A 12,404-nucleotide genomic window follows, 5' to 3' on the forward strand; every position below is an offset into this window, starting at 1 on the left:
ATTATGCGGCGCTTGGGGCAGATCGCCTTCATCCTATTGAACGTCATCGTCTCGCTCGTCGTGGTGCTGGCCGTCATTACACTCAACGATTCGCAGCGTCCGGCAGAACAGAGCCAGGTCGTGATCACCGTACCCGTGCTGATCACCGCGACACCGAATCCCAACCAGTTCACGCAGACGCCCTTCATTATCACGACGACGCCGCTGCCCGGGACGCCGCGCGTGGCTGCTCTGCCCACGGGCTTGATCGATGCGACCTTTGACCCGGCGCAGCCGACGATTGACCCAGCGTTGATCGAATCGAGTCAGCTTTTGCAGGCGACTGCCGGGACGGCGCTGCCCGACAACTGTATCCTCTATGAAATTCAGGAGGGGGATACGCCGTTCGGCATTGCGGAAGAATACGGCGTGGATGGCTTCGAACTGATGGCGGTGAATGGGTTGGACGATGTGACCGCCAGTCTGCTGCAGCTCGGCCAGACGCTGATCGTGCCGCTGCCGGGCTGCGAACTCACCGCCGAAACGGTCGGCGCGACCGAAACGGCTGCTGTGGTGCCCACACTGCCGCCGACCGCGACCGAAGGCACGCCGCCGAGTGCGACTGTCCCGCCGAGCGCCACCGCTGCCCCGACCAACACGCCAACGTCGACGCTGCCGCCGACCGCGGTCAATGCGCAGGTCGCCATTCTGCGCGTGATGGGCGCGGGCGACATCACGACTGAAGGCGTCGAGATCCAGAACAACGGCGCGGTCGTTGATCTCTCCGGGTGGACGCTGAGCGACGGCGGGGAGAACACCTATACCTTCGCCGATCAACGCTTTTTCACCAATGGGCGGTTGGTGGTCTACACCCGCACGGGAGATGACACGCCGAGCGCCAAATACTGGGATCGCCAGACGGCGGTCTGGGTGTCCGGCGCAACGCTAACGCTCAGTGATCGCGAAGGGCGCGTCCAGTCGACGTTTAGAGTGCCGTAAAACCGCCGCAGCCCGGCAAACCTCACCCCCCGGCCCCTCTCCCAAGGGCGAAGGGGAGTGAAGTCCCTCTCCTCTAGGAGAGGGATTTAGGGTGAGGTTGCCGGCAAATCCGTGGCTGAGGTTAGAGACATAGGAGGACGGATCTATGTCGCTGATGGATGACATTCTGAAGGACGCCATGCAGAAGGGCGAATTCGACAATCTGCCGGGGGCGGGCAAGCCGCTCAAACTGAACGACGATCCGCACACGCCCGCCGAACTCCGTTTAGCCTACAAGATACTCAAAGACAATGATTTGCCGCCCGACTGGATCGCAGCGGGCAAGGATGTCGATGCGGGGCGGGATAAGCTGCTGGCAGAGATGCGCGCAGCCCTGCGCCGCTATCGCGGGGCGCTGAATGACGCGGCCCGTTCCGAGCAACCGGAGCAGACGCGCATCAAAGTTGACGCGGCGTGGCAGACTACGCTAACGGCGCTGCGCGACTCCAGCAAGGCGCTGAATCGGCAGGCGCTCAATTTCAATCTCAAAGCCCCGCAGGGAGTCGCGCACAAATCCATGTTCGACTTCGAGCGGGAACTGCAAAAACTGAGTGTTTAGTTTTCAGTTGACAGTTCACAGTAAAAGCAGCCGTTGTTACTGTCTACTGTGAACTGATCACTGTCTACTTGATTTACGCCTTGGGTTCTTCAGAATTGGCGGGCGCCGACTTGTCCTGACCGCCGGTCTGGAGACCCTTGCGGAAGTTCGCGACCGCGCTCCCCAGTTCACCGCCAATCTTCGACACGCGCCCCACACCGAACAACAGCAGCACAATCACCAGAATGATGATCAGTTCCAGGCCACCGGGTAAATTCATGATGCTCTACCTTTTCCTCTAACAGACAGCACATCATTATAGCACCGTTTAGATTGGCAACACCCTCCAATCGATGATAGACTCCATGTGTAGAGAGGTGACACCTTGCCTGAACAAGCACTTTATCTGAAGTGGCGACCGACAGCCTTTGAGGATTTTGTCGGTCAGGAGCATATCACGCGGACGCTGCGCAATGCGCTCAAGACTCAGCGCGTCCGTCACGCTTACCTGTTCAGCGGCCCGCGTGGCACAGGCAAAACGACGACGGCGCGTTTGCTCGCCAAGGCGCTCAACTGCCTGCACGCTGATCCGGATGCGCGTCCGTGCAACGAATGCTCGACGTGCGTCGCGGTGAACGAGGGACGGTTTCTCGATCTGATTGAGATTGACGCGGCGACGCATACCGGCGTCGACGATGTGCGCGACCTGCGCGACAAGATCGCCTTTGCGCCCGGGGAAGGCCGCTACAAAGTCTATATCATCGACGAAGTGCACCGCTTTACAGGGAATGCCTTCGACGCGCTGCTCAAGACGCTTGAAGAACCGCCGGATCACGCGGTCTTCGTGCTGGCAACCACTGAAATCGACAAAGTCCCGGCGACGATCAAAAGCCGCTGCTTGCAGTTTGAATTTCGCCGCTTCACCGTGCGCGAAGTCGCGGATCGGCTTGACCGGATCATCACCTCGGAAGGCTTGAAAGCCGAACGCGCCGCCCTCGAAATGATCGCGCGGCAGGGCACGGGCAGCATGCGTGACAGCATCAGCCTGCTCGACCAGATCGTGACGGATCCGCAGGCGCTGATCACGGCGGAACTGGTGCAGCGCGTGCTTGGCACGGCGAACCTCGCCGCCGTCAAAGAACTGGTTGCGGCGATTATCGAAATGGATGCCGGGCGCGGCCTGCGCGTGATCAACAGCGCGATTGATGCCGGAACCGATCCGCGGCAGTATGGCCAGCAGGTGGTCGAGCATTTGCGCTGCATTTTGCTCACGCAGACGGCGGGCGCGGAGCTGGTCGAAGCCTCGAACGAAGACCGCGCTATGTACACCGAACAGGCGGCGCAGATTCAGCGCGCCGTGCTCGTGCGGGCGATTCGCGCGTTTAATGAAGCGGTCAATAACTACAAAGGTGGCTGGCAGCCGCAGTTGTCGCTGGAACTCGCGCTGATCGAAAGCCTGCGCACATCGGCAGACGTTGTCGAGGATGCGCCTATTCAAGTCGTCGCCAAGAAAGCCGCGCCGGCAGCCGCCGAACCCGCCGAGCCGGAAGCGCCCGCGCAGCCGCCGGGATCGCCGCCCGCCGTCCCCGCCGCCGTGATCAACGAACGCTGGGATGCGGTTTTGCAGGCGATGGGCAAGATCCACCGGACCAGCCCGGAAGTGATGCGGTATTTCCGCGCGCTGCGTGTCGATGGCAACACGGTCTTCATCTGCACCGATAATCAGGTGTACTTCGACCGCATCTATCCCTATCCTGAGAAGAAGAAGATCGTGGAACAGGCGCTGAGTAATCTGTTCAAAGTGCGCCTGCATGTGCAAGTCGTCAAAGTCAGCGACATGAACAAGCTGAATGATGAAGCCGCGGCGGCTGTGAATCTCGCCGACGATCCGCTGCTGGCAACCGGACGTGAGTTGGGCGCGGAAATTCGACCTGTGAATAAGCGTTAAAGGAGTAAGGTTGTGATGAAGAAGCGTGGTGGTCTCCCCGGTGGTGGCATTCCCGGTGGAGGGAATCAAGCGGCGATGATGCGCCAACTGCAAAAGATGCAGGAAGATATGGTTGCGGCGCAGCAGGCACTGGAGACCGAAACTGTCGAAGTCAAGTCGGGCGGCGGCCTGATCACGGTCGTGATCACCGGGCATCAGCGCGTGCAGTCGATCACCATCAACCCGGAAGGGCTGGATACGAGTGATTCTGAATGGGCGACCGACCTGCAAGACCTGCTGGTGATCGCCGTCAACGAGGCGATTGAGAAGAGTCAGACGATGGCCGCACAGCGCATGGAGTCGATCACCGGCGGGTTGGGCAACATCCCCGGCTTAGGTGGTCTGCTCGGTTAATGCTGTGAGCAAAGCCGTTCCCGAACCCGTCACCAAATTGATCGAAGCGTTTTCCCGTCTGCCGGGGGTGGGTCCCAAGACCGCCTCCCGGCTGACGTATTTCCTGCTGCGGTCGCCCGATGAAGTCTCGCTGGTGCTGTCTGATGCGCTGCGCGACCTGAAGACGCTCACGCGCATGTGCTCGATCTGCTACAACATCACGACGACCGATCCGTGCCCGATCTGCGGCGATTCGCACCGGGATCAACGGTTGATCGCGGTGGTGGAGGAGCCGCTCGATGTGCTCGCTATCGAGCGCACGTCCAGCTATCAGGGCGTGTATCACGTGTTGCACGGGGTGATCAATCCGGTCGGCGGGGTCGGCCCCGATGATCTTAAAATCCGCGAACTCGTCGCCCGCGTGGATAACGGCGGCATCGGCGAGGTGATCATCGCGACGAACCCCGGCTACGAAGGCGACGCGACCGCCATGTACATCCGTGAGCAATTGCTCGGCAAGGGCGTCAAGATGACGCGCCTCGCGCGCGGTCTCCCGGTTGGCGGTGACATCGAGTACGCCGATTCGGTCACGTTGATGCGGGCGCTGCAAGGTCGCAGCGAGCTGTAACCTGAGCGAATAGTCGAAGGCTCAGCAGGGCGCACGTCAGTGCGCCCTGTTTGTTTTCTGCTCCTCCTTGATTGAATGGCGTCACCCCATCCCTCTCCGCTCATAGAAGGGCGAGCGGCTTCCCTTAGGGACCATCCGCACGGGGTAGGGGCAAGGCGCGCCTTGTCCCTACGATAGAAAATGGACGCCGGGCTTTAGGGGCGAAGCTGATGCCTTTACCTTCTTCATATAGATGAAAGCCGCGTTATTGGTCAGATGGTGCACCACCTTGCGATATCCGCGCGCGATCTGGTGCGATTCTGACGAAACTCACCCTTCACACCCCTACTTTCGAGGTGTATACTCCCCGTCCGCTAGAGAGAAATCCAGCGCCGCACCTTGAAAACCAGATATCCCAAATATCGCAACCCAGTTTGAAGAAAGTTTGAAAACGGGGTGCAAAAGGGGTTGACAGGTTCAGGAGGGGTTGGTATCCTTCTAGCACATTCAGCAACGCGCTGAGTGCGAAACACGCACCTTAACAACAGAACTGTGAAGACGAAGAGATGAGCAAGTCAAACACTGACGGAGAGTTTGATCCTGGCTCAGGATGAACGCTGGCGGCGTGCTTAACACATGCAAGTCGAACGATCGCAAGATAGTGGCGCACGGGTGAGGAACACGTAGCTAACCTGCCTTTGGGTCTGGGATAACGTCGCGAAAGTGACGCTAAGACCGGATAAGCTCCCGGGTTGTAGAGACCAGAGAGAAAAGGGGCAAGACGCCTGAAGAGGGGGCTGCGGCGCATCAGCTAGTTGGTGGGGTAAAGGCCTACCAAGGCAACGACGCGTAAGGGGTCTGAGAGGATGATCCCTCACACTGGGACTGAGACACGGCCCAGACTCCTACGGGAGGCAGCAGTGAGGAATATTGCACAATGGGGGCAACCCTGATGCAGCGACGCCGCGTGGGTGATGACGGCCTTCGGGTTGTAAAGCCCTTTTGCCACTGACGAGAACGGACGGTAGGTGGCGAATAAGCCTCGGCTAACTACGTGCCAGCAGCCGCGGTAAAACGTAGGAGGCGAGCGTTATCCGGAGTTACTGGGCGTAAAGCGTGCGCAGGCGGTGCCATAAGTCAGGTGTGAAAGGTTCCGGCTCAACCGGGAAAACGCGCTTGAGACTGTGGGACTAGAGTGGGATAGAGGGACGTGGAATTCCGGGTGGAGCGGTGAAATGTGTAGAGATCCGGAGGAACACCAGAGGCGCAAGCGGCGTCCTGGGTCCCAACTGACGCTGAGGCACGAAAGCTTGGGGAGCGAACGGGATTAGAGACCCCGGTAGTCCAAGCCGTAAACGATGCAGACTGGATGTCCACTCTCGCAAGGGAGGGGGCGCCACAGCTAACGCGATAAGTCTGCCGCCTGGGGAGTACGGTCGCAAGACTAAAACTCAAAGGAATTGACGGGGGCCCGCACAAGCAGCGGAGCGTGTGGTTTAATTCGAGGCTACACGAAGAACCTTACCCGGGTTTGACATAGGCGTAGTAGCGAGCCGAAAGCTGAGCGACCGCAAGGAGCGTCTACAGGTGCTGCATGGCTGTCGTCAGCTCGTGTCGTGAGATGTTCGGTTAAGTCCGAAAACGAGCGCAACCCCCGGGGTCAGTTACACGTGTCTGGCCCGACTGCCTGCGAGAAGCAGGAGGAAGGTGGGGATGACGTCAAGTCAGCATGGCCTTTATATCCGGGGCTACACACACGCTACAATGGTCGGTACAGTGGGTTGCGAGACCGCGAGGTGGAGCCAATCCCCAAAGCCGATCGTAGTTCGGATTGCAGGCTGCAACTCGCCTGCATGAAGCCGGAGTTGCTAGTAACCGCGTATCAGCCACGGCGCGGTGAATACGTTCCCGGGCCTTGTACACACCGCCCGTCACGTCATGGGAGCTGGTCATGCCTGAAGTCGGAGAGCCAACCGCGAGGGGGCAACCGCCGAAGGCAGGGCGGGTGACTGGGACGAAGTCGTAACAAGGTAGCTGTACCGGAAGGTGCGGCTGGATCACCTCCTTTCTGAGAAACAAACGGGCTGACGCCGAGAGGCAAGGCCCAAAGCAAGACAAATGACACGGAACACTCCGGTCAAAACGCGATTTGCTCCACCCTCTTCAATGAAGGATCTCTTCGTCTCACAGTTCTGTTGTTCAGGGCGCGGAAGCGCTCAGAGCGACTGGAAGCACCTTAACAACTCAATAACGCAAATGGGAAACGACGAGATCAAGAGCAAGTCTTCGAAAGTAAGCGAGAGTATCCTCTTCTCCGTAACACAGGTTCAAAGCGGATAAGAGCATACGGGGGATGCCTTGGCGTCAAGTGCCGATGAAGGACGTGGTACACTGCGAAAAGCGTGGATGAGGCGTGTGCAGCCGTAATAATCCACGATGTCCGAATGGGGAAACCCGGCAGGCGTGAGCTTGTCACCCCGCGAGGGGAGGGAACCGGGCGAACTGAAACATCTCAGTAGCCCGAGGAAAAGAGAAGGATTCTGCGAGTAGTGGCGAGCGAAAGCGGAAGAGCCCAAACCAGCGCAAGCTGGGGTTGTAGGACCTCTATCAGCAACCGAAACTGAACCGAACGGCTTGGGAAAGCCGACCAGAGGGGGGTGAGAGTCCCGTAGGTGAAGGGGACGGTTGTGGGGGTATCCTGAGTACCACAAGGCACGCTAACCTGGTGGGAAGCTGGGACGACCACGTTCCAAGGCTAAATACACTTGACGACCGATAGCGCAAGAGTACAGTGATGGAAAGGTGAAAAGAACCCCGGCGAGGGGGAGTGAAAGAGAATCTGAAACCGTATGCTTACAGACGGTCAGAGGGGGTAAAACCCTGATGGCGTGCCTATTGGAGAATGAGCCCGCGAGGTCAATAGCTGTGGCCAGCTTAAGGGAGTGACACCCGGAGGCGAAGCGAAAGCGAGTCTGAATAGGGCGATTAGTGGCAGTTATTGGACACGAAACCAGACGAGCTAACCATGTGCAGGGTGAAAGTCCGGTGACACGGACGGGAGGCCCGAACTCACGTTTATTGCAAAAAACGGGGATGACATGTGGTTAGGGGTGAAATGCCAAACGAGTTTGGAGATAGCTTGTTCTCTCCGAAATAACTTTAGGGTTAGCGTGTGGTGATGACGACCGGAGGTAGAGCACTGAATGGGCTAGGGGGCTGTGAGCTTACCGAACCCAATCAAACTGCGAATGCCGGTCGGTGAGCCATGCAGTCGGACGACTGGAGATGAGTTCAGCCGTCGAGAGGGAAAGAACCCAGACCCCGGTTAAGGTCCTGAAGTTCATGCTCAGTGGGAAACGATGTGGTCGTGTTGAGACAGCCAGGAGGTTGGCTTAGAAGCAGCCATCCTTGAAAGAGTGCGTAACAGCTCACTGGTCGAACGCGACTGCGCGGAAAATGGAACGGGGCTGTAAGCATGACACCGAAACCAGGGACTTGCGTAAGCAAGTGGTAGGAGAGCGTCCCCACAGCGGTGAAGTCGCACGGGCAACGTGCGGTGGAGTGGTGGGGAGTGAGAATGCGGGCATGAGTAGCGAGAACGTTGTGAGAACCAACGTCGCCGGTAGTCTAAGGTTTCCGACGGAAGGTCAGTCCACGTCGGGTGAGGTCGAGCCTAAGCCGAGGCTGGAAAGCGTAGGCGATGGACAGCAGGTCAAAATTCCTGCACCAGTATGTGGAGCGAAGCAGCACATCGCTTGAAGGTAGCCGTTAGCGGGTGGATGTTAACGGATGCTGGATGGGGGTCAAGAAAAGACTGCGGAGCGGTGAAGCATACTGACCGTACCCCAAACCGACACAGGTAGACGAGTAGAGGATACTAAGGCGAACGGGAGAACCTCTGTTAAGGAACTCGGCAAAATAGCCCTGTAACTTCGGGAGAAAGGGCGCCCCTGCAAGGGGGTCGCAGTGAAAGGGCTCTACCGACTGTTTACCAAAAACACAGGTCTGTGCTAACGCGCAAGCGGACGTATACGGGCTGACGCCTGCCCAGTGCCGGAAGGTTAAGAGGAGCGGTGCAAGCTGCGAATTGAAGCCCCGGTGAACGGCGGCCGTAACTATAACGGTCCTAAGGTAGCGAAATTCCTTGTCGGGTAAGTTCCGACCCGCACGAAAGGCGTAACGAGTGGAGCGCTGTCTCAACAGGGGACCCGGCGAAATTGAAGTACGTGTGAAGATGCGCGTGACCCGCAGCAGGACAAAAAGACCCCGTGGAGCTTTACTGTAGCCTGTCATTGCGTTAGGACTGCGTTTGTGTAGGATAGCTGGGAGGGGGCGAAGCTGGGCCGCTAGGCTCGGTGGACCCGACGGTGAAATACCAGCCTGACGTGGTTTTGACCCTAACCCTTCGGGGGACAGTGGCAGGTGGGCAGTTTGACTGGGGCGGTCGCCTCCTAAAAGGTAACGGAGGCGTTCAAAGGTTGGCTCAGGCTGAATGGAAACCAGCCAGTGAGTGCAAAGGCACAAGCCAGCTTGACTGCGAGGCCAACGCGCCGAGCAGAGACGAAAGTCGGACTTAGTGATCCTACGACTCCGAGTGGAAGGGTCGTAGCTTACCGGATAAAAGCTACCCCGGGGATAACAGGCTAGTCTTGTCCAAGAGTTCACATCGACGACAAGGCTCGGCACCTCGATGTCGGCTCATCGCATCCTGGGGCTGGATAAGGTCCCAAGGGTTGGGCTGTTCGCCCATTAAAGCGGTACGTGAGCTGGGTTCAGACCGTCGTGAGACAGGTCGGTCTCTATCCGCTGTGGGCGTCGGGAGTTTGAGAGGATCTGCCCCTAGTACGAGAGGACCGGGGTGGACGGAGCGCTTGTGTGTCGGTTGTCGTGCCAACGGCACAGCCGAGTAGCAATCTCCGGAGCGGATAACCGCTGAAAGCATCTAAGTGGGAAACTGACCTCAAGATGAGACTCCCCATCGCGAAAGCGAGTAAGACCCCAGGTAGACGACCCTGGTTGATAGGCGGGAGGTGGAAGCGCAGCAATGTGTGGAGCTGACCCGTACTAATGGTCGAGGGCTTTGAGTTCTGTGTTGCGGGAAGAGAATACTCTGGCTGAGCTGGAGAAGCTGCGAATGAGAAAAGTCGAAACCCAGGCACGATTGACCCTTCAAACGAGGGGGAGAGCGTGCTAGAATACGCGTTATTGAGTGACAACAACTTGTGAATGAACGAGAAGTGTGTGTGTTGGTGGTTTGAGCGGTGAGGGTCCACCCGGCTCCATCCCGAACCCGGCAGTTAAGCTCACCAGCGCCGATGGTACTGCAAGGGCGACCTTGTGGGAGAGTAGGTCACTGCCAACCCACCCTTCTCGTTTTTCTATTCCCAAATCGAAATGCCCCTCCGAACGGACAGCCAACAGCGTCCGTTTTTGATTCCCCTCTCCTTTAGGAGAGGGGTTCGGGGTGAGGTTCGCTCCTAATCCAACAAAAAAGGACGCGGCACGCCGCGTCCTGACAAACTCTCGTGAGTTGATCGCCTAATTGCGACCCGTTTCGACCGCCAGCGCGTCGACGGCTGCCGAGCGGTTCGCCATCCGCCGCAGCGCTTTGATGCTCACGTTCACCACGGCGATCCCGCAAAAGATGAGCGCCGCGCCGACGATGATCTGCCAGTCCAGCGGCTCATTCAGGATGAGTACACCGAGAATCAGGCCGACCGCCGGGACGACATACGTCACCATGCTCGCCCGCCCTGCCCCCAACTGCTGTACCACCCAGTAGTACATCAGATAGGCGACAAAGGTATTCACCAGCCCGAGCAGCCCAATGGCGATCAGAACATCCGAACTCACGTCGACGAGCATGGTCGCCGGTTCACCGTTGAAGTACGGTGCCAGCACCATCAGGATGCCCGAGGAGATGGCAGCGAACGTCATCGCGCCCGCCGACACCACAATCGGCTCGTACCGCGTGTTGATTTGCTTGCGGCTGTAAATAGTGAACACGGCGTAGAACAGTGACGCGAGCACAATCGCCAGCGCGCCTGTCAGTTCGTTGATCACCAGAGTCCCGGAGGCCCAACTGCGGCTCGCCAGTGTGACCACGCCGAGGAAACCGAGAATCAAGCCGGCAACCTTTTTCATGCTCAGTTTTTCATCAAAGAAGACAAAATGCGCGATCAGCATCGTGAAGAACGCAGCGCTCGATTGCAGCACTGCCGCCAACCCGCTGTCGATACTCTGCTCACCCCATGTGATGAGCGCGAAGGGGATGGTCGTGTTGCCAATGCCGATCACAATCAGCGGGAACAAGCGCTTGAAATCCAGCGGCAGGCGCTTCTTAAGCAGCACCAGCACGAGATTGATGCCGACCGCCGCGATCCCCGTACGGATGAACACCACTTGAAACGGACTCAACTCCTCGACGCCGATGCGGATGAGGAGGAACGACGATCCCCAAATCAAAGCTACGAGCCAAAAGGCTGCCCATTTACGCACTCGAATGCTCCTTTCAAACGGGACATCCCAAGGGTACGGCAGCCTTCAGAACCGGTCAATATCCGCAACGCCGGATCAAATTCGTGGACTTACTCCCACTTACGTTCGTCTTTGATCGCCCGCTGCGTGGGATCGATGCTGCCCGCCGGGACAATGTCGACCGCGTCCACGCGCAGCCGCGCCATCGACTGCACATACGCTTTGACCGCGTCTTCGACCTGCCCGCCGTCGTGATCTGGCTTGAGTTCCACACGCATGGTCACCACGTCGCGGTTGTCCGCGCGGGTGATGACGGCCTGCGCCGTTTTCACGGCGTCGATGCGGGACATAGCCGCGAGAATCTGATTCGGATGCAGGAACATGCCGCGCACCTTGATCGCGTCGCCGCTGCGCCCGAATAGGCCGAGCAACTGCTGACCGCCATCGCAGTTCGGATCAGCTTCCGGAGCAAGCGCGCCGAGGTCGCCGGTGCCGAAGCGGATGAGCGGGTAGCTCTTGTTGAAGGTGGTGACGACAATTTCGCCGACATGCCCCTGCTCGACCGGTTCGCCTCTCTCCGGGCTGCAAATCTGCATATAGATGTTCGGCGTGAGGCAAAAGCCCTGCACCCCCGCTTTGGTGTAACCCATGAAGCCGAGATCGGCGGTGCCATAGGCTGAGGTCGTCACCATGCTGTAATCACCTTCAAAGCGCGCCCGCTGACCCGGCATATACGGCTCCGCGGAGAACAGCGCCTTCTTGATCGTGACCGCTTCTTTCGGGATTCCCATCTCGGCGGCTTTGTCGAGGATGATCGCCAGAAAGCTTGGCGTGCCGACGTAGCCCGTCGCTCGCAGCGAGGTCAGCAGCATGATTTGCAGTTCGGTGTTGCCGGGGCCGGACGGGATGACCGTCGCACCGACCGCCCGCAGCGCATTGTCGATCAACAGGCCAGCGGGCGTCAGGTGATACATGAACGTATTCAGCACGCGGTCGCCGCTCCCAAAGCCGACCGCGCGGAACGGCGCGAGGGCATAGTCGGCGTTTTCGGCATCCGGCTCAGGCTGCGGATCGAAGATCGGCCCCGGCGAGATGTAGATGCGCGGCAGCGTCGCCGGATCAACGGTGAGCAGACCGCCGAAGGGTGGATTTGCCCGCTGAAGATCGACCAGCGCGTCTTTGGGCAGCACCGGGATTTTGGCGAGATCGGCGGCGGACTGGATGTCGGCGGGTGTCACGCCCGCCTGATCGAGGCGGTCACGAACCGCCGGGGCGTGCGCGTACGCGTGCGCGACGAGGTCGCGGATACGCTGGTCAAAGTTCATGGACACTCCTCATCAGTTTTGCTGATAACGACGAACCTCACCTTACGGGTCAGGTTAGCGCATGTGGACGAGGCATGCCTCGTCCCTACACAATCGCTCTTTTTGTCTCCCCTCTCTTCT

Annotated in this window: 8 protein-coding genes and 3 rRNA genes; 8 read left to right on the top strand and 3 right to left on the bottom strand. The window is 58.9% G+C overall.

Going from position 1 to position 12,404, the window contains the following annotated elements:
* Positions 1-3: 3 nt before the first annotated feature.
* Both IPK17_RS12255 and IPK17_RS12260 read left to right on the top strand, forming a co-directional pair.
* Positions 4-978 (top strand): lamin tail domain-containing protein, encoded by a 975-nt coding sequence (locus tag IPK17_RS12255; RefSeq protein WP_343417976.1) that lies wholly within the window; start codon positions 4-6, stop codon positions 976-978.
* Between the two features lie 145 nt (positions 979-1,123).
* Positions 1,124-1,576 (top strand): DnaJ family domain-containing protein, encoded by a 453-nt coding sequence (locus IPK17_RS12260; protein ID WP_343417977.1) that lies wholly within the window; start codon positions 1,124-1,126, stop codon positions 1,574-1,576.
* Between the two features lie 73 nt (positions 1,577-1,649).
* On the opposite strand, the gene IPK17_RS12265 is transcribed toward IPK17_RS12260, so the two are convergent.
* On the bottom strand, positions 1,650-1,835 hold the full coding sequence (locus IPK17_RS12265) for a twin-arginine translocase TatA/TatE family subunit (RefSeq protein WP_343417978.1): 186 nt from the start codon (positions 1,833-1,835) through the stop codon (positions 1,650-1,652).
* A gap of 105 nt (positions 1,836-1,940) precedes the next feature.
* Between IPK17_RS12265 and dnaX the strand changes: the two genes are divergently transcribed.
* The 6 genes from dnaX to rrf all read left to right on the top strand — a co-directional run bounded on the left by dnaX (position 1,941) and on the right by rrf (position 9,844).
* On the top strand, positions 1,941-3,503 hold the full coding sequence (gene dnaX / locus IPK17_RS12270; protein ID WP_343417979.1) for a DNA polymerase III subunit gamma/tau: 1,563 nt from the start codon (positions 1,941-1,943) through the stop codon (positions 3,501-3,503).
* Between the two features lie 15 nt (positions 3,504-3,518).
* Positions 3,519-3,896 carry a YbaB/EbfC family nucleoid-associated protein gene (locus IPK17_RS12275; protein WP_343417980.1) on the top strand — a complete coding sequence of 126 codons (378 nt, stop codon included), beginning with the start codon at positions 3,519-3,521 and terminating at the stop codon, positions 3,894-3,896.
* A gap of 4 nt (positions 3,897-3,900) precedes the next feature.
* Entirely contained in the window at positions 3,901-4,503 is a 603-nt protein-coding gene (gene recR, locus IPK17_RS12280) for a recombination mediator RecR (protein ID WP_343417981.1), read from the top strand.
* Positions 4,504-5,064: 561 nt separating this feature from the next.
* Positions 5,065-6,550, top strand: a 16S ribosomal RNA gene (locus IPK17_RS12285).
* A gap of 258 nt (positions 6,551-6,808) precedes the next feature.
* A 23S ribosomal RNA gene (locus IPK17_RS12290) occupies positions 6,809-9,569 on the top strand.
* Positions 9,570-9,727: 158 nt separating this feature from the next.
* A 5S ribosomal RNA gene (gene rrf, locus IPK17_RS12295) occupies positions 9,728-9,844 on the top strand.
* Together the 16S, 23S and 5S rRNA genes form the textbook arrangement of a ribosomal RNA operon.
* Before the next feature lie 176 nt (positions 9,845-10,020).
* Here the strand turns inward: rrf and IPK17_RS12300 are convergent.
* On the bottom strand, positions 10,021-10,980 hold the full coding sequence (locus IPK17_RS12300; RefSeq protein ID WP_343417982.1) for a DMT family transporter: 960 nt from the start codon (positions 10,978-10,980) through the stop codon (positions 10,021-10,023).
* 89 nt (positions 10,981-11,069) lie between these two features.
* Entirely contained in the window at positions 11,070-12,284 is a 1,215-nt protein-coding gene (locus IPK17_RS12305) for a phenylacetate--CoA ligase family protein (RefSeq protein WP_343417983.1), read from the bottom strand.
* Positions 12,285-12,404: the final 120 nt, after the last annotated feature.

This window comes from Candidatus Flexifilum breve, assembly GCF_016713355.1.

Bases quoted from the DNA above. Each gene is read 5' to 3' on its own strand.
- IPK17_RS12255 (WP_343417976.1), top strand. From the start codon at position 4: ATGCGGCGCTTGGGGCAGATCGCCTTCATCCTATTGAACGTCATCGTC.
- IPK17_RS12260 (WP_343417977.1), top strand. From the start codon at position 1,124: ATGTCGCTGATGGATGACATTCTGAAGGACGCCATGCAGAAGGGCGAA.
- IPK17_RS12265 (WP_343417978.1), bottom strand. From the start codon at position 1,835: ATGAATTTACCCGGTGGCCTGGAACTGATCATCATTCTGGTGATTGTG.
- IPK17_RS12275 (WP_343417980.1), top strand. From the start codon at position 3,519: ATGAAGAAGCGTGGTGGTCTCCCCGGTGGTGGCATTCCCGGTGGAGGG.
- IPK17_RS12305 (WP_343417983.1), bottom strand. From the start codon at position 12,284: ATGAACTTTGACCAGCGTATCCGCGACCTCGTCGCGCACGCGTACGCG.